At 66.1% G+C, this 19,893-nt stretch carries 17 protein-coding genes; 4 read left to right on the top strand and 13 right to left on the bottom strand.

What is annotated here, in order from left to right; genetic code table 11:
* Positions 1–23: 23 nt before the first annotated feature.
* Genes ACVIJ6_RS00455 through ACVIJ6_RS00475 form a run of 5 tightly spaced genes read right to left on the bottom strand, consistent with a single transcriptional unit; the run spans position 24 to position 4,280 of the window.
* Entirely contained in the window at positions 24–995 is a 972-nt protein-coding gene (locus ACVIJ6_RS00455; RefSeq protein ID WP_456771005.1) for a 5-oxoprolinase subunit C family protein, read from the bottom strand.
* On the bottom strand, positions 992–1,861 hold the full coding sequence (locus ACVIJ6_RS00460) for a 5-oxoprolinase subunit B family protein (protein WP_456771006.1): 870 nt from the start codon (positions 1,859–1,861) through the stop codon (positions 992–994). Before ACVIJ6_RS00460 ends, ACVIJ6_RS00455 begins: the two co-directional genes overlap by 4 nt.
* On the bottom strand, positions 1,861–3,243 hold the full coding sequence (locus ACVIJ6_RS00465; protein WP_456771007.1) for an acetyl-CoA carboxylase biotin carboxylase subunit: 1,383 nt from the start codon (positions 3,241–3,243) through the stop codon (positions 1,861–1,863). The genes ACVIJ6_RS00460 and ACVIJ6_RS00465 overlap by 1 nt, the downstream gene beginning before the upstream one ends.
* A complete protein-coding gene (locus ACVIJ6_RS00470) occupies positions 3,240–3,479 on the bottom strand; it encodes an acetyl-CoA carboxylase (protein ID WP_012042631.1) in 240 nt (79 codons plus the stop codon). Before ACVIJ6_RS00470 ends, ACVIJ6_RS00465 begins: the two co-directional genes overlap by 4 nt.
* Positions 3,480–3,482: 3 nt before the next feature.
* Positions 3,483–4,280: a 5-oxoprolinase subunit PxpA gene (locus tag ACVIJ6_RS00475; protein WP_456771008.1), complete on the bottom strand. Its 798-nt coding sequence runs from the start codon at positions 4,278–4,280 to the stop codon at positions 3,483–3,485.
* Positions 4,281–4,565: 285 nt separating this feature from the next.
* Between ACVIJ6_RS00475 and ACVIJ6_RS00480 the strand changes: the two genes are divergently transcribed.
* Complete coding sequence (locus tag ACVIJ6_RS00480; RefSeq protein WP_456771009.1) at positions 4,566–5,471, top strand: LysR family transcriptional regulator; 906 nt, start codon at positions 4,566–4,568, stop codon at positions 5,469–5,471.
* A gap of 319 nt (positions 5,472–5,790) precedes the next feature.
* Entirely contained in the window at positions 5,791–6,987 is a 1,197-nt protein-coding gene (locus tag ACVIJ6_RS00485; RefSeq protein ID WP_456771010.1) for an amidohydrolase family protein, read from the top strand.
* Between the two features lie 185 nt (positions 6,988–7,172).
* Here ACVIJ6_RS00485 and ACVIJ6_RS00490 read toward each other — a convergent pair whose 3' ends face one another.
* The 8 genes from ACVIJ6_RS00490 to ACVIJ6_RS00525 all read right to left on the bottom strand — a co-directional run bounded on the left by ACVIJ6_RS00490 (position 7,173) and on the right by ACVIJ6_RS00525 (position 15,464).
* Positions 7,173–7,697 (bottom strand): MarR family winged helix-turn-helix transcriptional regulator, encoded by a 525-nt coding sequence (locus ACVIJ6_RS00490; RefSeq protein WP_456771011.1) that lies wholly within the window; start codon positions 7,695–7,697, stop codon positions 7,173–7,175.
* Between the two features lie 13 nt (positions 7,698–7,710).
* On the bottom strand, positions 7,711–8,415 hold the full coding sequence (locus ACVIJ6_RS00495) for an ABC transporter ATP-binding protein (RefSeq protein ID WP_456771012.1): 705 nt from the start codon (positions 8,413–8,415) through the stop codon (positions 7,711–7,713).
* Complete coding sequence (locus ACVIJ6_RS00500; protein WP_456771013.1) at positions 8,412–9,203, bottom strand: ABC transporter ATP-binding protein; 792 nt, start codon at positions 9,201–9,203, stop codon at positions 8,412–8,414. The genes ACVIJ6_RS00495 and ACVIJ6_RS00500 overlap by 4 nt, the downstream gene beginning before the upstream one ends.
* Entirely contained in the window at positions 9,200–11,086 is a 1,887-nt protein-coding gene (locus ACVIJ6_RS00505; protein WP_456771014.1) for an ABC transporter permease, read from the bottom strand. The genes ACVIJ6_RS00500 and ACVIJ6_RS00505 overlap by 4 nt, the downstream gene beginning before the upstream one ends.
* 185 nt (positions 11,087–11,271) lie before the next feature.
* The gene (locus tag ACVIJ6_RS00510) at positions 11,272–12,459 is read right to left on the bottom strand and encodes an ABC transporter substrate-binding protein (RefSeq protein ID WP_456776853.1); all 1,188 of its coding nucleotides are present in this window, start codon (positions 12,457–12,459) and stop codon (positions 11,272–11,274) included.
* Between the two features lie 42 nt (positions 12,460–12,501).
* Positions 12,502–13,086 carry an amino acid synthesis family protein gene (locus ACVIJ6_RS00515; RefSeq protein WP_456771015.1) on the bottom strand — a complete coding sequence of 195 codons (585 nt, stop codon included), beginning with the start codon at positions 13,084–13,086 and terminating at the stop codon, positions 12,502–12,504.
* A 42-nt stretch (positions 13,087–13,128) separates the two neighbouring features.
* Positions 13,129–14,016, bottom strand: a complete 888-nt coding sequence (locus ACVIJ6_RS00520) for a UPF0280 family protein (RefSeq protein ID WP_456771016.1) — start codon at positions 14,014–14,016, stop codon at positions 13,129–13,131.
* On the bottom strand, positions 14,013–15,464 hold the full coding sequence (locus ACVIJ6_RS00525; protein ID WP_456771017.1) for a 6-hydroxynicotinate reductase: 1,452 nt from the start codon (positions 15,462–15,464) through the stop codon (positions 14,013–14,015). Before ACVIJ6_RS00525 ends, ACVIJ6_RS00520 begins: the two co-directional genes overlap by 4 nt.
* Before the next feature lie 286 nt (positions 15,465–15,750).
* Here ACVIJ6_RS00525 and ACVIJ6_RS00530 point away from each other — a divergent pair, with 286 nt between their 5' ends.
* Entirely contained in the window at positions 15,751–16,233 is a 483-nt protein-coding gene (locus ACVIJ6_RS00530; protein WP_456771018.1) for a (2Fe-2S)-binding protein, read from the top strand.
* On the top strand, positions 16,233–19,778 hold the full coding sequence (locus ACVIJ6_RS00535; RefSeq protein ID WP_456771019.1) for a molybdopterin cofactor-binding domain-containing protein: 3,546 nt from the start codon (positions 16,233–16,235) through the stop codon (positions 19,776–19,778). The genes ACVIJ6_RS00530 and ACVIJ6_RS00535 overlap by 1 nt, the downstream gene beginning before the upstream one ends.
* The last annotated feature ends 115 nt before the right edge of the window (positions 19,779–19,893 follow it).

Below are 19,893 nucleotides of genomic sequence, written 5' to 3' on the forward strand. Positions count from 1 at the left end.
TGCCTGCCCGCACCCGCGTGCGGTCAGGCCAATGCCGCCCGGATCTTCTGCAGAAGAGCTTTGCGATCGGCGCGGGCGGCCAGCGCGCCATCCATGTCGATCTCGACGAAACGCGTCGGCATGTTCGGCTGCAGCTGGCCGATCAGGTCCATGTCGGCGGAGATCACCGTGCCGACCATGAAATAGCCGCCGCCGGAGACGGCGTCGCGATGCAGGATGATCGGCTCCTTGCCGCCGGGCACCTGGATCGAACCGTAGGGATAGCAGCTGTCGACGATGTTGGACGGATCGGAGCCGGCCCCGAACGGCTGCTCGCGCTCGACGAATTTCAGTGCCTGGCCGCCGCGGAAGCGATAGCCCATGCGGTCCGCCTCGGGCGCGACCTTCCACTGGTCGGCGAAGAAGCTCTGTTGCGACTCCGGCAGAATGCGATGCCAATACAGCCCGGGCAGCACGCGCAGCTCGGCCGGATGGCCGGGCTTGCGGCGCAACGCGTCCGGAACGCTCGCGCCGACCTTGCCGCTCGAGGCGGCCCCCACCGGCAATTCGTCGCCGGCCGCGATCGGCCGGCCCTTGAAGCCGCCGAGCGCACCGATCGGATAGGTCGAGCGGCTGCCGAGCGCCAGCGGCACATCGATGCCGCCCGCGACCGCGATGATGATGCGCGCGCCGCTTTTCAGATAGTCGAAGCTGAGCACCTGCCCGGCCTTGACCTCGAGCGCGGTCCAGCCGGGTTGTTCGACGCCGTCGAGCTTGATCGGCATGTCAGCGCCGGTCACCGCGATGCGCGCGGGCGCGGTGAACTCCAGCTGCGGCCCGATGAACACGGCCTCGAGGCACGCCGCGCCCTCATCATTGCCGACCAGCAGATTGGCGGCGCGCAGTGCGAGGCGGTCCATGGCGCCGCCGACGGGAATGCCGAGATGGAAGTAGCCGGGACGGCCGAGATCCTGCACCGTGGTCGACAGGCCCGGGTGAAGCACCTTGATGGTCATGCCAGCGCTCCTTCCAGCTTGGCGTTGTAGCCGGTCATGTCCTTCTGGAAGTCGCGGAAGTCGAAGGTGACGTCGCGAATGACAGGCGCGAAGCGGCCGGAGGCGACCTCGCCGAGCGCGTGGTCGTATTCGTCCTGCTTGATCGGCTTGAACTTGACGATGTCGCCGGGGCGGAAGAACACCATGAAGTCGCGCAAATACGAGATGCTCTGCTCGGGATCGAAGATCGGCATCGGCGTGATGCCGAACATCTGGTAGCCGCCGGCGCCGCGCACCGAATAGATGCAGGAGAAGCAGCCGCCATGGCCGATCGTCAGCTTCGGCGTGTCGGTACGGGGGCGCAGATATTTCGGCACCTGGAGCTGCTTCTGACGCTCGACCATCTGGTACATGAACGGCAGGCCGGCGACGAAGCCGACCATCGAGACGAACCAGGGCGAGCCGCTATGCGCCTTGATGAAGGCGTCGACATCGGCGAGGCCGTTGACGCGGGCGGCATATTCGAGATCGGTCGCGGTCGGGTCCTGGTGCCGCTCGCGGAAGCGCATCAGGGTCTCGTGCGTCCACGGGTCCTGATAGAACACCGGGATCTCGATGATGCGGGTCTTGATGACGGGCTCAGTCTTCGCGGCCGCGCTCTCAATCCCCCGCACCTCTTTCAGAATGTCGCCCGGCTTGATCTCGTCCGGATCGAACTTGATCTGGAACGAGGCATTGGCCGGGCAGATCTCCGTGACGCCCTTGATGGCGGCGTCGCGGATCGCGTTGGTCATCGACAGGCTCTTGAAGAAGGCGTCGAGCGACATCGCCTCGTCGCATTCGACGAAGAGATGCTCGTCACCCCCGAAGGAGTAGCGGGTGGTCATCAGGCGTCCTCCCTGGCGCGGGCAAGCTGCGCGAAATCGGTCTCGAGCCATGGCTCGAGGAAGCGGGTGTGGGTGCGGCCATCGGCGACGCTGGCATCACGCGCCAGCGCGGCATGCAGCGGAATCGTCGTGGGAATGCCGGTGATCACGAGACCGTCGAGCGCGGTGCGCAGACGCGCGAGGCAGTCGGCGCGATCGGCGCCGCGCACGATCAGCTTGCCGAGCAGCGAGTCGTAGAACGGCGGCACCGCATAGCCTTCGAACAGCAATGTATCGAAGCGGATGCCTTCGCCATCCGGCACGACGAGCCGCTCGATCGTGCCGGGCGCCGGCATGAAGCCCTTGTGCGGGTCCTCGGCATTGATCCGGCACTCAATGGCGTGACCCTGGATGCGGATGTCGTCCTGCGCGACCGACAGCCTGGCGCCGCCGGCGATCTTCAGCATCTCCTGCACCAGGTCGATACCGGTGATCATCTCGGTCACGGGATGCTCGACCTGGATGCGGGTGTTGACCTCGATGAAGTAGAACGCGCTCGTCGCGTCGTCGTAGAGATATTCGACCGTGCCGGCGCCGCTGTAGCCGACGGCACAGCCGAGCGCGACGGCGCTGGCGCAGAGCCGCTGCCGGACATCGTCGGGAAGCCCGATCGCCGGCGCCTCTTCCCAGACCTTCTGGCGCCGCCGCTGCAGCGAGCATTCGCGTTCGTAGCAGTGCACGACGTCACGGCCGTCGCCGAGGATCTGCACCTCGACATGGCGGGCGCGTTCGATGACCTTCTCGATATAGAGCCCGCCGTCGCCGAAGGCGGCCGCCGCCTCGCTCGAGGCCTGCGGGAATTGCCGCGCGAACTCCTCGGCGTCGCCGACGATGCGGATGCCGCGCCCGCCGCCACCGGCCGCGGCCTTGATCATCACGGGGTAGCCGATGCTGTTGGCGATGGTGATCGCTGCGTCGAGATCGGTGACGCGACCATCCGAGCCAGGCACCGTCGGCACGCCGGCCAGCGCCGCAACCTGCCGCGCCATCACCTTGTCGCCGAGCAGCCGGATCGCTTCCGCGCTCGGACCGACGAAGACGATGCCGGCTGCCGTGACGGCCTCGGCGAATTCAGCATTCTCGGCCAGGAAGCCGTAGCCGGGATGCACGGCGTCTACGTTGGCCGACCTGGCCGCGTTCACCACGGCCTCGATGTTGAGATAGGATTTCTTCGCGGCTGGCGGCCCGATCTCCACCGTCTCGTCGGCGAGCCGTGCGGCGAGCGACTCCTTGTCCGCGACGCTGTGCGCGAGCACGGTGCGCAGGCCGAGCGCCTTCGCCGCGCGAATGATCCGCACGGCGATCTCGCCCCGGTTGGCGATCAGGACCGAACGCAAGGTCATGCCTCGACCTCGGCGATCACCTGCCCCGCCATGATCGCATCGGCATCATCGACGCTGAAGCGGATGTTCTTGCCTGCGACCCCCGCCTTGACCTCATGGAACGACTTCATCACCTCGACGAGGCCGATCACGTCGTCGGCCGCGACCGCGTCGCCGTCATTCTTGAACGGCGCGCTCTCCGGCGAGGGCTTGCGGTAGAACACGCCAGGCAGCGGGGACTTGATCTCGATGCTCATGGGTCAGGATTCGCTCTGCGGTTTCTGGGGAACGATGTCGGAGACGGGCGCGATGCGGATGCCGTTGGCGATCAGCTTCTGGCGCATCGCGCTGGCGATCTCGAAAGCGCCTGGCGTATCCGAGTGGAAGCAGATTGACTCGAAGGCGATGTCGATGTCGTCGCCGTCGATGGTGCGGACCTTGCCGGTCTGGCATGCGCGCAGCACCTTGTCGGCGACGCCCTGCGGATCGAGCTTCTTGCCGTGGCGGGTGAACACGATCGAGCCGGAGCGGTCGTAGTCGCGGTCGGCATAGAACTCGCGGATGACCGGCTGACCGGCTTCGACGGCGACGCGATAGGTCACCGAGATGTCCATGCAGAACACGAAGGAATTCGGCGCCACGGTGCGCATCAGCTTGATGAAGGAACGCGACAGCTGCTCGTTGGCGGCGAGCTCCATGTAGAGCGCGCCATGCGGCTTGACGTGCTGCAGGGTGCCGCCGTGCCGGCGGGCGAATTCGCGGATGGCGCCGACCTGGTAGACGATGTCGTTGATCAACTCGTCAGCCGAACCATCGATGCGGCGGCGGCCGAAACCCTGGAGATCGCGATAGCCGGGATGGGCCCCGATGCCGACGCCATGCTGGGTGGCAAGCCGCACCGTGGTGTCCATCAGGTTGGGGTCGCCGGCGTGAAAGCCGGCAGCGATGTTCGCCGAGCTGATCAGCTCCATCAGCTTGGCGTCCTCGGCGTCGCTCAGCCGCCAGGAGCCGAACGCTTCGCCCAGATCGCAATTGATATCGACAGTCTTCAGCGGCACGGATGCTCCCCTCACTGGCATCGCTCCATCACGCGAAACCGCGACGGGCGATGAACCGGACGTTAGGGGTCCAATCTCCCATTGAAAATTATTATTGTTGGAAACTCATTTTCAGTTTTTTAGATTACCCATTGAACAGCGATTACGCGCCGCATCAGAACAACCTTCTGTTTTTGCATCGTAAATACTGCCGCCCGTTTGCAGTGCAGTATGCACAAGCTTTGTTCGATTTCGTTTTTAAGAATATTGATGTATCATAGATCTGATTTTTCAATGGAGTTTTGCGTGGCGATCAGCCTGCGTCAGATCCGCTATTTCGTCGCCACCGCCGAACAGGGCCAGATCACCCAGGCTGCCTCGGCCCTGTCGATCTCGCAATCGGCGATCACCACCTCGATCAAGGAGCTCGAGGAAATCGTCGGCGCCGAGCTGTTCAGCCGATCGCCACAGGGCATGGAGCTGACGCCGATCGGGCGCCAATTCCTGTTTCACGCCTATGACATCCTCAACAAGGTCGAGGAAGCGACGTCGCTGCGGGTCCCCGCCGGCGACGTCGAAGGCAGCCTCACCTTGGCGGCGACCTATACGGTGATCGGCTACTTCCTGCCGAACCATCTCGAGCGGCTGAAGCGGCATTATCCGCGGCTCAACATCCAGCTGTTCGAGCTGACGCGCGAGGCGATCGAGGAAGGCCTGCTGTCGAACCGCTACGACATTGCGGTGCTGCTGACGTCGAACGTGCAGAACCCGGATCTCACGATGGAGACCTTGATCGGCTCGCGGAGGCGGCTCTGGGTGCCGTCGAAACACCCGCTGCTGCAGCGGGAATCCGTTTCACTGAAGGACGTCGCCGCCGAGCCCTACATCATGCTGACGGTCGACGAGGCTGCGCACACATCGCTCAAATACTGGAACAAGACGGCGTTCCAACCGAACGTCGTGCTGCGGACGTCCTCGGTCGAAGCCGTGCGGTCGATGGTCGCCAACGGCCAGGGCGTCGCGATCCTCTCCGACATGGTGCTGCGGCCCTGGTCGCTGGAGGGCCGGCGGATCGAGACCATCGTGCTGAGCGATCCGGTGCCGGCGATGGATGTCGGCCTCGCCTGGCGACGCAACATCGAGTTCACGCCGGCGATGGAGGTGTTCCGCTCCTATTTCCGCCAGGCGTTCTATATTCCGACGCTGCGGTAGACAGGTCTTTCGGCCACCGCTGGAGCTACAGCTCCTGCTTGCCCGTCCTTCGAGACGACCGCCTGCGGCGGGCTCCTCAGGACGAGGGATCAGTTCGCGGCCAGACCTCAACCCTCATGGCGAGGGCGCCGCCTTGCGGCGCGTCTCGAACCATGAGGCTCGCGAAGCCGATACAGGCACCCCCGCCGAATCTTCGTGCAACACCGCCGCTTGCCGACCGAGATCATTCGTGTACGAATGACCATAACCGGCTTGATGCTGCGCCGCATGTCGGCGCAAACTGCCGCCAAATGCTTCGTCTGGAGAGAAGGACATTCCGATGGCCCATGACGCGCCGCAAGCGACCGGTCCCAGCAAGCTGGTCATCCGCAACATCGGCCTGATGCTGTCCGGCGCGCTGGAACGGCCGATCCTGGATGCCGATACGATCGTCGCCGAGAACGGCAAGATCACTGCCATCGGCCGCTATAAGGACGTCGACACCTCGGGCGCGACCACCATCGTCGATGCCCACGGCACGACGGTCGCTCCGGGCCTGATCGACAGCCACGTCCACCCCGTCGCCGGCGACTGGACGCCACGGCAGAACCAGACCAACTGGATCGACTCCTATCTCCACGGCGGCGTCACCACGATGATCTCCGCCGGCGAGGTGCACATGCCCGGCCGTCCACGCGACGTCGTCGGCCTGAAGGCAATGGCGATCTTCGCGCAGCGGGCGTTCTGGACGCTCCGCCCCGGCGGCGTGAAGGTGCATGCCGGCGCCCCTGTCATCGAATGCGAGATGGTGGAGGACGATTTCAAGGAGCTCGCCGCCGCCGGCGTCAAGCTGCTCGGCGAGGTCGGCCTCGGCGGTGTCAAGGACGGCCCGACCGCGCGCAAGATGGTCGGCTGGGCACGCAAATACGGCATCCAGAGCACCATCCACACCGGCGGCCCCTCGATTCCCGGCTCCGGCCTGATCGACAAGGACGTGGTGCTGGAAGCCGGCACCGATGTCATCGGACACATCAATGGCGGCCACACCGCTTTGCCGGACGATCAGATCCGCTGCATCTGCGAAGGCTGCAAGGCCGGCCTCGAACTGGTGCACAACGGCAATGAGCGCTCGGCCCTGTTCACCTTGCGCACCGTCCGCGAGATGAACGATCTCCACCGCGTCATCCTCGGCACCGACGCGCCGGCCGGCTCCGGTGTGCAGCCGCTCGGCATCCTCCGCATGGTGTCGCTGCTCTCCTCGCTCGGCGACGTCCCGGCCGAGATCGCGTTCTGCTTTGCCACCGGCAACACCGCGCGGATGCGGGAGCTCGATTGCGGCCTGATCGAGGTCGGACGCTCCGCCGATTTCGTCATCATGGACAAGGCGCAGCACTCGCCGGCCAAGACGCTGCTCGACAGCGTCCAGCTCGGCGACCTCCCGGGCATCGGCATGACCATCATCGACGGCATCGTCCGCACCCAGCGCAGCCGCAACACACCGCCGGCGACGAAGATCCCGGAGATCGTGGCGAAGTAGGCCTCCCCTGCTCTCTCCGCCGTCATTGCGAACGAAGCGCGAAGCGAAGCAATCCAGGACCGCGCACGCGACTCTGGATTGCTTCGGCGCAAGGGCACCCCGCAATGACGACGTGAGTTTGACGAAGATTGCGCAGGGTGGCACGCTTTGCTTTGCCCACCCCACAAGCTCTCTGCTCGCGGCGACTATCTGAGCCTGCTCAACAATCCCAGCAGCGTCTCGCGCTCTTTCGCATCCAGCGGCGCCAGCGTTTCCTTCGAAATCGCAAGCGCCAGCGGCGCGGTCTTTTCAGCGAGCTGCTGGCCGGCACGCGTCAGGCTCACGAGCAGCCTCCGTCCGTCCTGCGGGTCCGCGCTGGTCTCCGTCAGACCGCGCGCGGTCAGCCGGTCGATCACGCCCTTGATGGTCGCGACATCCATCGCCGTGAGTCGGCCGAGCTGGTTTTGCGAGCACGGACCCGTCTCGACCAGCTTCGACAGCGCCGCCCATTGCGTCGGCGTCAGATTGCTGCCGATGTCGCGCGCGAAGATCATGGTATGGCGCTGCCAGACCTGGCGGAGGATGAAGCCGATCTGATCGTCCAGCACGTAGTTCGATTTCGCCGGCTTGGCCGCAGACTTCGCGGCCGCCTTCGCAGCAGCCTTGGGCGGCTTCAGCGCGACCTTGCTCGCTGCCTTTGCCGGCCGCTTCAACGTGGCGGTCTTTGCCATGATAGCCCTTGCCTCAGATCGACAGATGCGCGTCGCGGATGTCGGGCCGCGCGTCGAGTTCGGCCATGGTGCCGGCAAAGCAGATGCGGCCGCGCTCGATGATATAGGCGCGATCCGAAATCAGCCTGGCGAAATGCAGGTTCTGCTCGGACACGACCAGCGACACGCCCTCCTTCTTCATCGTCAGGATGGCGTCGACCATCTGCTCGACGATCTTCGGCGACAGGCCCTCGGAGGGCTCATCGAGCAGCACCAGGGACGGATTGCCCATCAAGGTGCGGGCGATCGTCAACATCTGCTGCTCGCCGCCGCTCATGCGCCCGCCCGGCCTATTCTTCATCTCGCCGAGATTGGGAAACAGCTTGTACAGCTTCTCGCGCGTCCATTGCGGCGCACCTCGCCGCGGCTTCTGCCAGCCGACCTCGAGATTTTCCTCGACCGTCAGATCGGTGAAGATCCGCCGCTCCTCGGGAACGTAACCGAGACCGGCGCGGACGATCTCATGGGTCGGCGCCGTTGAAATGTCCTTGCCTTCGAATTGGATCTGGCCCTCGCGCAGCGCGACGAGGCCGACGATCGAGCGGAACGTCGTCGACTTGCCGGCGCCGTTGCGACCGAGCAGCGCCACGACTTCGCCTTCGCCGACCTCGAGGCCGATGTCGAACAGGATATGCGCCGGACCGTAATGACTGTTGAGATTGGAGACGGACAGCTTCATGCCGAGGCTCCATCGCGATGCCGCGCGTCGTACAGCAGGCCTTCGCCGAGATAGATCGCCTGCACCTCGCGGTTGGCGCGCACCTCGGCCGGCGAGCCCTGCGCGATCAGACTGCCGCGATTGAGCACGAGGATGCGGTCGGCATGTTCGAACACGACGTCCATGTCGTGCTCGGTGAAGAGAACGCCGATCGACTGCTCGCGCGCGATCTTGGCGGTCAGCCGCATCAGTTCGACACGCTCGCGCGGCGCCATGCCGGCGGTCGGCTCATCCATCAACAGCAGCTTCGGCTGGTTGGCGAGCGCGATCGCGAGCTCCAGCCGCTTGAGATCCCCATAGGCGAGCTCGCCGCAAGGGCGCTCGGCATAGCCGGCCATGCCGACGAGATCGAGCAGACGATCCGCTTCGCCGCGCTCGATCGACATCATCGGCGTCCAGAAATCGTAGAGTCGGCGGTGATGCGAGACCAGCGCGACCTGGATGTTCTCGCGCACCGTCATCGTCGGATAGGTCGCGGTGATCTGGAAGGTGCGGCCGACCCCGAGCCGCCAGACCTCACGCGGCTTGCGTCCGGTGGTCTCCTCGCCCATGACGGTGATGCGGCCACTGTCCGGCACGTTCTGGCCGTTGAGCATGTCGAAGCAGGTGCTCTTGCCGGCGCCGTTTGGGCCGATCAACGCGAGAATCTCGCCGGCCTGCAGCATGAACGACACGCTGCGCACGGCGTGAATGCCGCCATAGGATTTCGACAGGCCCTCGACCGAGAGCAGCGACACGCCGAGACTCATTGGGCGCCCTCCATCTTGGCCGACAAAGCGGGCGCCTTGGGCGCCGCCGCACGCCGACGCTGCATGACGCTCTCGACCACGCCGACGATGCCCTTGGGGAAGACGACGACGATCAGCATGATGAAGATGCCGAGCACGAGCTTCGACCAATCGGTCTGGCTGACAAGCCAGATATTGAGCGCCTTGTAGACGATGGCGCCGAAGATCGCGCCGGGCACCGTCTCGACGCCGCCGAGCAGCACCATCACGAGCGCATCGACCGACAGCGAGATGCCCATATTATCAGGAAAGACGCTGCCCTTCAGGTAAGCGAACAGCGCGCCACCGATGCCGGCCGTGGTGCCGGCGATGATGAAGGCGGTCCATTGGATGCGCTTGCCGTTGATGCCGATCGACTCGCTGCGCAACGGCGAGTCCCGCATGCCGCGCAGTGCGTAGCCAAAGGGCGAGAAGGTAATCAGCCGGAGCACGCTGACCACGAGCGCCGACACGCCTAGTGCAAGCCAATAGAAGTGCGACGGCGAGGCCGCCCACTTTTCCGGCCAGAGACCGAGAATGCCATTGTCGCCGCCGGTCACGGCCACCCATTGGAACGCGATCGACCAGACAATCTGGGCGAAAGCCAGCGTCAGCATCGCGAAGTAGACGCCGGACAGCTGGACCGCGAAAGCACCAAACACGGCCGCGCCGAGCGCGCCGAGCAGCGGCCCCAGCAAAAGGCAGACGATCATCGGCAGTCCCGCCATCTTGGCGAGGAAGGCGACGCCATAGGCGCCAAGGCCGAAATAGGCAGCGTGGCCGAACGAGGCGAGCCCGCCGACCGCCATCAGGAAATGCAAGGAGGCCGCGAAGATCACGAAGATCGCGATCTCGGCGCCGACGGTCAGCGCATAGTTGCCGGCGATGAACGGCAGCATCGCCACCAGCGCCAGCGCGACCACAGAGGCCAGCCGCTCGGCGGAGGTCAGCGGGCGCCAGGGAATGACGGTGAGCCCCGGCGTGCGGCGCGCCGGCGCCTCCTTCTTGCCGAACAGGCCCCAGGGACGGACCACCAGCACCACGGCCATCACCAGGAACACCAGGATCAGCGAGATCGTCGGGAAGATGAGGATGCCGAAGGCGTTGAGCTCGGACACCAGCACTGCCGCCACGAAGGCGCCGAGGATGCTGCCGAGCCCGCCGATCACGACGACGACGAACACCTCGACGATGATGCGCAGGTCCATCGCGTGATGCACGGCATCGCGCGGGATCTGCAGCGCACCGCCGAGCGCGGCGAGGAAGACGCCGACCGCGAACACCGAGGTGAACAGCCATTTCTGATTGACGCCGAGCGCCGCGACCATGTCGCGATCCTGCGTCGCCGCGCGCACCAGGATGCCCCAGCGTGTGCGCTGGAACAGCAACCAGAGCGCGCCGAGCACGACGGGACCGAGCACGATCAGGAACAGGTCATAGCTCGGGATATTCTGGCCGAAGAAATCCACCGCGCCCTTGAAGCCGGGCGCGCGGCGGCCGACCAGATCGTCCGGGCCCCAGATCAGCACGACGAGATCCTCGACCATCAACGTCAAGCCGAAGGTGGCGAGCAGTTGGAACAGCTCGGGCGCGTGATAGATCCGGCGCAGCAGCACGATCTCGACGATCACCCCGATCACAGCCACCGCGAGCGCAGCGACGACGATGCCGCCCCAGAAGCCCAGAGCCCCCGACAGACGTTCCGTGAGCGAGAACGCGATATAGGCGCCGAGCATGTAGAACGCGCCATGGGCGAAATTCACGATGCGGGTGACGCCGAAGATGATCGACAGTCCCGACGCCACCAGGAACAGCGAGGCTGCACTGGCAAGGCCGGTCAGGAACTGGACGAAATAGAAGGCCATGGGCGGTCCGCGTCAGGAGGTCGTCTGTCTTGATGAGCCGCATTCGAGCCCGGACTACTCTCCTCGCGGAGAGCCAGCGAGCCGGCGTGGGGTGAGGGATCTCGGCCTGAACCTGTAGATCAGGCGTCGTGCTCCCTCACCCCGCCCGCTCTCCTCCGCGGGAGGAGGAGGCAGGATCGTGTGGATCAGTCCTTCGGCCTGAGCTTGCCGACCTCTTCATCGCTCGGCAGATAGTCCGAGCCCTTGCGATAGACAGTGTCGACCATGATGCCCTTGCCGTCCTTCAGCGCGGTCTTGCCGACGTAGGCGCCGAGCGTCGACTGGTGGTCGATCTTGCGGAAGGTGATCTCGCCGAACGGCGATGGCACGGACAGGCCCTCGGCCGCCGCAATCAGCTTGTCCGCATCGGTCGAACCGGCCTTGGCGAGAATGGCGGCCGCCGACTTGATGGTCTGGTAGCCGACGATCGAGCCGAGCCGCGGATAGTCGTTGTACTTGGCCTGGTAGGCCTTCAGGAACACATCATGCTCGGGCGTCTTGATCGAGTACCAGGGATAGCCGGTGACGATCCAGCCCTCCGGCGTCTCCTCCTTGAGCGGATCGAGATATTCCGGCTCACCGGTGAGGAAGCTCACGACCTTGCGGTCCTTGAACAGGCCGCGCGTGTTGCCCTCGCGGACCAGCTTGACGAGATCGGCGCCGAAGGTGACGTTGAGGATCGCTTCCGGATTGGCGGCGGCGACGGCCTGCACCACCGGACCCGCATCGATCTTGCCCTGCGGCGGCCACTGCTCGTCGACCCACTGGATGTCCGGGCGCTTCTCGGAGAGCAGCTTCTTGAACACCGCGACGGCCGACTGGCCATATTCGTAGTTCGGCGCGATCGTCGCCCAGCGCTTGGCCGGCAGCTTGGCGGCCTCTTCCACCAGCATCGCCGCCTGCATGTAGTTCGACGGACGCAGGCGGAAGGTGTATTTGTTGCCCTTCGCCCAGGTGATGGCGTCGGTCAGCGGCTCGGCCGCCAGGAAGAACACCTTCTTCTGGTTGGCGAAGTCGCTGACGGCAAGGCCGATGTTCGAGAGGAAGGTGCCGGCGAGCATCGCGACGTTCTCGCTCGACACCAGCTCGTTGGCCGCCGTCTGCGCGTCGGCCGGCTTGCCGCTGTCGTCCTTGGAAACGACGACGAGCTTCTTGCCGTTGATGCCGCCGGCCGCATTGACCTCCTCGACCGCCAGCTGCCAGCCCTTGCGATAGGGCTCGGTGAAGGCCGGCAGCAGCGAGTAGCTGTTGATCTCGCCGATCTTGATGACGTCCTCGGCGCGCGCCGCGCCCGCAAGTCCTGCGACGGCAAGGCCCAGGCCTGCCGCAAGCATCGTTCTCCGTCGCATCCCTTCAGCCTCCAATGTTGACTCGAACTACCTTAAACCGTCGTCGCCCTTGATCTCGGCGACCGTGAGCCCGCCCACCCTCGGCAGGGGACGACCGCTGTCGGTGACCGCCAGCGCCACCATGATCTCGCCAGCACGCGGCGCATCGTTGATCTGCACCTCCATGCCGTCGAAATGACTGCGCACGAAGGCGGCGTCCTTGTGCCCGAGCGGAATGTCGAGCGTGCAGCCGACGCCGCCGCGTTTCTTCGACGACGGGATCAGCGCTGCGCCCTTGCCGAGCACCTTGCGCACCGGCGCGCCCATTTTCGGATGCAGGATGGCCGCGGCATGCTCCAGCTCGCCGTCGCTGCCGACCGCCGCGGCCTTGCCGTAGCTGTGCGCGGCCGGCCCCTCGATGCCGAGCGCAGCCACCGCGCGCTTGGCCAGCATCTCGCCGAGTTCCTCGCCGATCGCGATCAGCGGCGACAGGTCCTCCACATAGCGCCCGGCGAACGGGTTCTCGATCACGGCGACCGCCGCAGCGCGCCGCGTTGGCGGCGAGATCGGCTTGCCCATCTCCTGATGAACTTCCTCGACCACGGTCACGATCTTGCGGATGACGGCGCTCATCGACGACAGTCCCTCATGTTCCAGCCCATCATGCATCAAACCTCACGCGGCCGCGGCCCGCAACCGGGACGGACGAATGATCTCGATCGGACGCGCGCCGACGGCGCGGATGGCGCCGTGGAGCTGCAGCACGGCGCCTTCGATCCGGCCATCCGACAGCAACGCCTGGGCGCAGTGCTCGCCCGCGGCCAGCGCCCTTGCCACGTCGGTTTCGCTCAGCGCGCCGACATCGCATGTGACGAGCCGATGACCGAGATCATTGTCCGGCTGCAGCTCGCAGGCGGGACGGCGGGTCACCGCGGAATGTCCGGGCAGATCGACCGCGTTCGCGATCACCGTCGCCGCTGCGTCCGCCTGCGCCGCGCTTGCCGCAAGCACCGTCACCGCATCGGCGATGCCGAGCGAGAAACTGCGGCCATGCCGTCCCGACGTGGCGACGCCGCGGACCGCGTCCGCAGCATGGAGCGTGATCCGACGCATGACGCCGGCCGCATCCGGCCGGTCCATCAATCCGACCGTGAAGGTCGCGGCGCCTTCCAGATGCAGCGCGATATCGCCGCCATTGTTGACATAGGCCCGCGCAAGCTTCGCCGCGCCGCGCATCGCGCCGAGAATCTCCTCGGCCACCGCTCCGGCCACGGCGGCCATCGGCGTGATGAACATCCCGGCCGCGAACGGCGCCACGGCCGCATGCATGCGACGGGCGACGACGCCATTCACAACACAACGACCCTCATCCGCGGCCTTGCGCAGTTCGGACAGTTCCGAGCAGAGCTCATCGAGCAGACCGGTGAAGCGTTCCGCGGCCGCCTGATAGGCGGCGCGGATATCAGCCTCCGCTCCCTCGGCGCCGATGATCAGATCGATCGGTCCATCCTGCAGATGCAGCCGACGGTCCGGCAACAGCGCGATCTGGGGCTGACGACTCATGCGCCCTGCCCCGGCCACGGCAACTGGCGGATATCCTTGCTGACATCCTTGAGCGACGCGAGCGGCTGCACGTAATCCATATGGCCGCCCAGCGCCTCATAGTCGGACAGCTTCATGGTGAACTCGATCGGCGCCACCAGCGCCGGCGTCGGCACATAGCCGAAGGCGCCGGCCGGCATCTGCGTCACGTCCACCATATAGGTGATGCCACCGCCCGGCCAGACATAGACCGGCGCGCCGCCCGAGGTGACGCGCGTCAGCGCATCCTTGACCGAACGCGTCAGCCGCACCGGATTGTCGGTGACGCCGGCGCGCAGAGATCCGCCCGCGCCGGCCATGAACAGCACGGTGCACAGCGCCGGCTCGCAATTTTCTTGGATGCGCTCGACCGAGAACTGCAGCTCCGGCGGCATGTCGCGCTGGACCGGCTTCAGCGCCTCGTCGAGCACATAGTAGCCGGCATGCTCGCCGGTGGTCGACACCATCAGCAGCGTCGTGCCGGGCTTCGCCGTCTTCGGATCGAACGGCCCGAGAATCGCGAGCGGATCGGAGATGTCGGTGCCGCCCCAGCCGGTGCCCGGCTGCGCCACCTGGAAGTAGCGGCCCGGCGTCGAACGCCGCCCCTTCATCTTGATGCCGGTGGCGGGAATGTCGAGCAGCTTGCCGGCCTGGTGCTCCGACAGCACGCCGGTGATGTGGTCGTCGACCACGACGACCTCGTCGACCTTGCCCTGCCACTGCTTGGCGAACATGCCGATCGTGGCCGAGCCGCAACCGACCCGCATGCGCTCTTCCCTGACGCCGTTGACCACCGGCGGCTGCCCCGCCTGCACGATCACGCTGGCGCCACCATCAATGGTGAGTTCGACGGCCTTGCGGTTGCTGAGGTCCATCAGCGCATCGCAGGTGACACGCCCCTCCTTCTTGGAGCCGCCGGTCAGATGATGCACGCCGCCGAGGGACAGCATCTGCGAGCCATATTCGCTGGTCGTGACGTGACCGACCGCCTCGCCGTCGACACGCACCGTCGCAGCCTCGGGCCCGAGATAGCGGTCGGTGTCGATCTTCACCTTGACACCGCAATAGCTGAAGATGCCCTCGGTCACGACCGTGACCATGTCCACACCTTCGATTTGCGACGAGACGATGAACGGCGCCGGCTTGTAATCGGGATAGGTGGTGCCGGCACCGATCGCGGTGACGAACAGCTCCGGCTGATGCACGATCTTGCCGTCCCAGTCGCCGCTGGCCTGGAACGGAACCAGCTTGCCGCCATGCGACACGGTGCGCTCCAGCAGGATGTGCGGATCGACGCGCACCAGCACACCATCCTGATTGGCGTAGCGATCGCAGGCGCCGGCCGCGCCCGGCTTGATGTAGCACATCACCGGGCAGGCATCGCAGCGGATCTTGTCCCCTGCACCGTCGCTCGCCGTCTCAGTCACCATGCAGAGGAGCCCATCTTGAAGCGGAGGCGGCGATGACCGCCGGCGCGCCGCGGCAATTCGTTTGTACACGAATGATGTCGCGCCCCTCCGCCGACTGTCAAGCGCTCCCGTGGGCGAAAAGCAGGTTTGCCGGATAAACGATCAGTTTGCCCTGCACAATGACGACAAATCGTGCATACGCTGCACCGCGAAACGCGGTACTTGCATGTTAGTACACAAACGATAGGCTCCGGGTGGATCCCGATCGCATTCTCGTTAACGATACCATAGCGGACGACAGAAGGGCATGACGCCAGCAACGATTCGGCTGACCGTGAACGGACAGACGCATGACGTCGCCGCGGCGCCCGACACGCCCCTGCTCCACGTGCTGCGCAACGATCTCGCTCTGAACGGCCCGAAATATGGCTGCGGCCTTGGCGAGTGCGGCGCGTGCACCGTGCTGATCGACGGCCGCGCCGCACGCTCCTGCGTCATTCCGATCGAAGGCTGCGTCGGCCGCGCTGTCACCACGCTGGAAGGCCTCGGCTCGCGCGAAGCGCCGGATCCGGTGCAAAAGGCCTTCATCGTCGAGCAGGCTGCGCAATGCGGTTATTGCCTGAACGGCATGATCATGACCACCAAGGCTCTGCTGGCGATCAAGCCCGATCCGTCGCTCGACGAGATCAAGCAGGCGCTGCGCTACAATCTTTGCCGCTGCGGCGCCCATGTCGAAATCCTCCGCGCCGCGATGCGCGCCGCAGGACACGCGCTCGAGGCGTTGGATTGATGAGCGCTGGCACGCCCCCCGAAACCGACGCACCGCGCGGCTGGCTGGTCGTCGAACGCCCCGTCGCGGGCGCCGATCGACAGTTCGAGACCTTCATCCGGATCACTGCGTCCGGCGAGGTTTCGGCCTTCAACGGCCATGTCGATCTCGGCACAGGCATCCGGACAGCGCTGGGACAGATCGTCGCAGAAGAGCTCGACGTCTCCTTCGCCCGCGTCGTGGTCGTGCTCGGCGATACCGCCATCGTGCCCAACCAGGGCGCGACGATCGCCAGCGAGACCATCCAGATCACCGCGGTACCGCTGCGCAAGGCGGCCGCGCAGGCGCGCGCCTTTCTGCTGACCCGGGCGGCAGCGCAACTGGGTGTCGCCGTTGAGGATCTCGCCGTCGAGGATGGCCTTGTCCGTGGTGCCAATAATCGCGCGCTCAGCTATGGCGAGTTGATCGGCGACGAGACCATCCGTCTCGCGCTGGCTGACGACGTGGCCGTCAAACCGGTCGACAATTATCAGGTCGTCGGCCGCTCGGTGCCGCGCGTCGATCTGCCCGCGAAGGCCACCGGCGAGCTCACTTATGTGCACGATGTCCGCGTCCCCGGCATGCTGCACGGCCGCGTCGTGCGTCCGCCCTACGCCGGTATCGATGCCGGCCCGTTCATCGGCACCAGCCTGATCGGCGTCGACAAGGATTCGGTGCGTGACGTTCCCGGCCTGGTCGACGTCGTCGTCATCGGCGACTTCATCGGCGTCGTCGCCGAGCGCGAGGAGCACGCCATCCTCGCCGCCGAGCGCCTGAAGGTCAGCTGGAAACCGGTGCCGGACTTGCGCGATCTCGATAATGTCGCAAACGCGCTGCGCGCCAACCCGTCGAGCCCACGCCGGCTGCTCGAAAAAGGCGATGTCGACGCGGCGATCGCGGACGCGGCCAAACCGATGCGGCGGACCTATGTCTGGCCGTATCAAATGCACGGCTCGATCGGGCCGTCCTGCGCCGTGGCCGATTATCGCGACGGCCAGATCCGCATCTATTCGGGCACGCAGAACCCGCACATCCTGCGCGCCGATCTCGCCAAGCTGATCGACTGCCCCGAGCACCAGATCGAGCTGATCCGGCTCGAGGCCGCCGGCTGCTACGGCCGCAACTGCGCCGACGACGTCACCGCCGATGCCCTGCTGCTGTCGCGCGCCGTCGGCCGCCCGGTGCGTGTGCAGCTGACGCGCGAGCAGGAGCACCTGTGGGAGCCCAAGGGCACGGCGCAACTGATGGACGTCAATGGCGGACTCAATACCGACGGCTCGGTCGCGGCCTATGAGTTCGCCACCCGCTATCCCTCGAATGGCGCGCCGACCCTGGCCTTGCTGCTCACCGGCCGGGTCGCGCCGGAGCCCGCCGTGTTCGAGATGGGCGACCGCACCGCGATCCCGCCTTACGACTACGACCACATGCGCGTCACCGCGCACGACATGCCGCCGATCGTGCGCGCATCATGGCTTCGCGGCGTCTCGGCGCTGCCCAACACCTTCGCGCATGAATCCTATATCGACGAACTCGCCACCGAGGCCGAAGTCGATCCGATCGAATACCGGCTGCGCTACCTGAAGGACGAACGCGCGCGGGACCTCGTCAACGCCGTGGCCGAGCGTGCCGGCTGGACGCCGCGGCCGGCGCGGCAAGAGAAGACGCCGGTGGATGGCGTCGTGCACGGCCGCGGCTTCGCTTACGCGCTCTATGTCCACAGCAAGTTTCCCGGCTATGGCGCGGCGTGGTCGGCGTGGATCGCCGACGTCGCCGTGAACACGACGACCGGTGATGTCAGCGTCACGCGCGTGATCGCGGGCCAGGATTCCGGACTGATGATCAACCCGGACGGGGTGCGTCACCAGATCGAGGGCAACGTCATCCAGTCGACCAGCCGGGCGCTGATGGAGGAGGTCCCGTTCACACGCGGCAAAGTCGCGGCGCGGGAATGGGGCGCCTATCCGATCATCACCTTCCCGGACTTGCCTGACATCGACGTCCTGATGCTGCCGCGACCGGACCAGCCGCCGCTCGGCGTCGGCGAGTCCGCTTCGGTTCCGAGCGCGGCCGCGATCGCCAACGCGATCTATCACGCCACCGGCGTGCGCTTCCGCGAGCCGCCATTCACGCCGGAGCGCATTCTCAGGGGACTGCGCGGCGAACAGACGGAGAGGCCCTCACCGCAGCCCCTCCCCACGCCCGACAAGCCGGCCAAGACATGGCTCAAGCCGTTCGCCCCGCGCGGCGGTCTGATCGCGACCGCTGTCGCAGCCTGTGCCGCGGCAATCGGCGTGGCCAACGCGATCATGCCTTGGCGCACGATCGCGCCGATCGCGCCGCCCGATCCCGCCGTCTATTCCGCCGCGACGATCGCGCGCGGCGGGGCGCTCGCCGCGCTCGGCAATTGCACGGTCTGCCACACCGCGGAGGGCGGCCTGATCAATGCGGGCGGCCGCGCATTGGAGACGCCGTTCGGCACCCTCTTCAGCACCAACATCACCCCCGACGTGGACACCGGCATCGGGGCCTGGTCCTATCCCGCCTTCGAGCGCGCCATGCGGGAGGGCGTACATCGCGACGGCCGACAGCTGTACCCGGCATTCCCTTACACGCATTTCGCACGGACCAGCGACGCCGACCTGCAGGCGCTCTACGCCTATCTGATGGCGCAGCCTCCGGTGCGGCAGCAGGCGACGGACAATCAGCTTCGCTTTCCGTTCAACCTGCGGCCACTGGTCGCCGGCTGGAATGCCCTGTTCCACGACAACCAGCCGTTCAAACCCGATCCAACGAAATCGAAGCAGTGGAATCGCGGCTTCTATCTGGTCGAGAGTCTCGGCCATTGCAGCGCCTGCCACTCGCCGCGCAATGCGTTCGGCGCCGAGCAGCGCAAGGCCTATCTCGCAGGCGGATTTGCCGATGGCTGGGAGGCGCCGGCGCTGACCTCGCTCTCATCAGCGCCGATCCCGTGGACGGAGGACGAGCTCTACACCTATCTGCGCTCCGGCCAGTCGCGCTTTCACGGCGTGGCCGCAGGTCCTATGGCGCCGATCGTCAAGGATCTCGCGACGCTCGCCGACGCTGATGTCCGGGCCATGGCGACCTATCTCGCCTCCTTCCAGGAGGCTGCGCCCGAGCCGGCGACATTGGAGGCGATGGCCTCGGAGCTCGAAGCGCGCACCAAGGTGACCTCGGCATCGTCTCCAGCCGCGCGGCTCTATCTCGGCGCCTGCGCCGTCTGCCACGAGGTCGGCGGCCTGCCGCTGTTCGGCAGCCGCCCCTCGCTCGCGCTCAACAGCAACCTGCACGGCGCCGCGCCCGACAACCTGATCCAGGTGATCCTGCACGGCATCATGAAGCCGGCCTCGTCCGATCTCGGCTACATGCCGGCATTCCGGGACCATCTCAGCGACAGGCAGCTTGCGGAGCTCGTCAGCTATCTGCGCGGGCAGTTCGCGCCGGACAAGCCCGGCTGGACGAATGTGGAGGCCGCCGTCAGCCGCATCCGGTCGGCCACGCCGCATTAGGACCGGCGATGCTCCAGCTGCCGAGGGCACCACGACCACCACCATGACGCGCATTCGGGCATCGCTTTGCCCCTAATTTCGCCTTGCGGCAGGCACTCTGCCGCTTCTAGAATTC

Source organism: Bradyrhizobium sp. USDA 4369, from assembly GCF_054056435.1.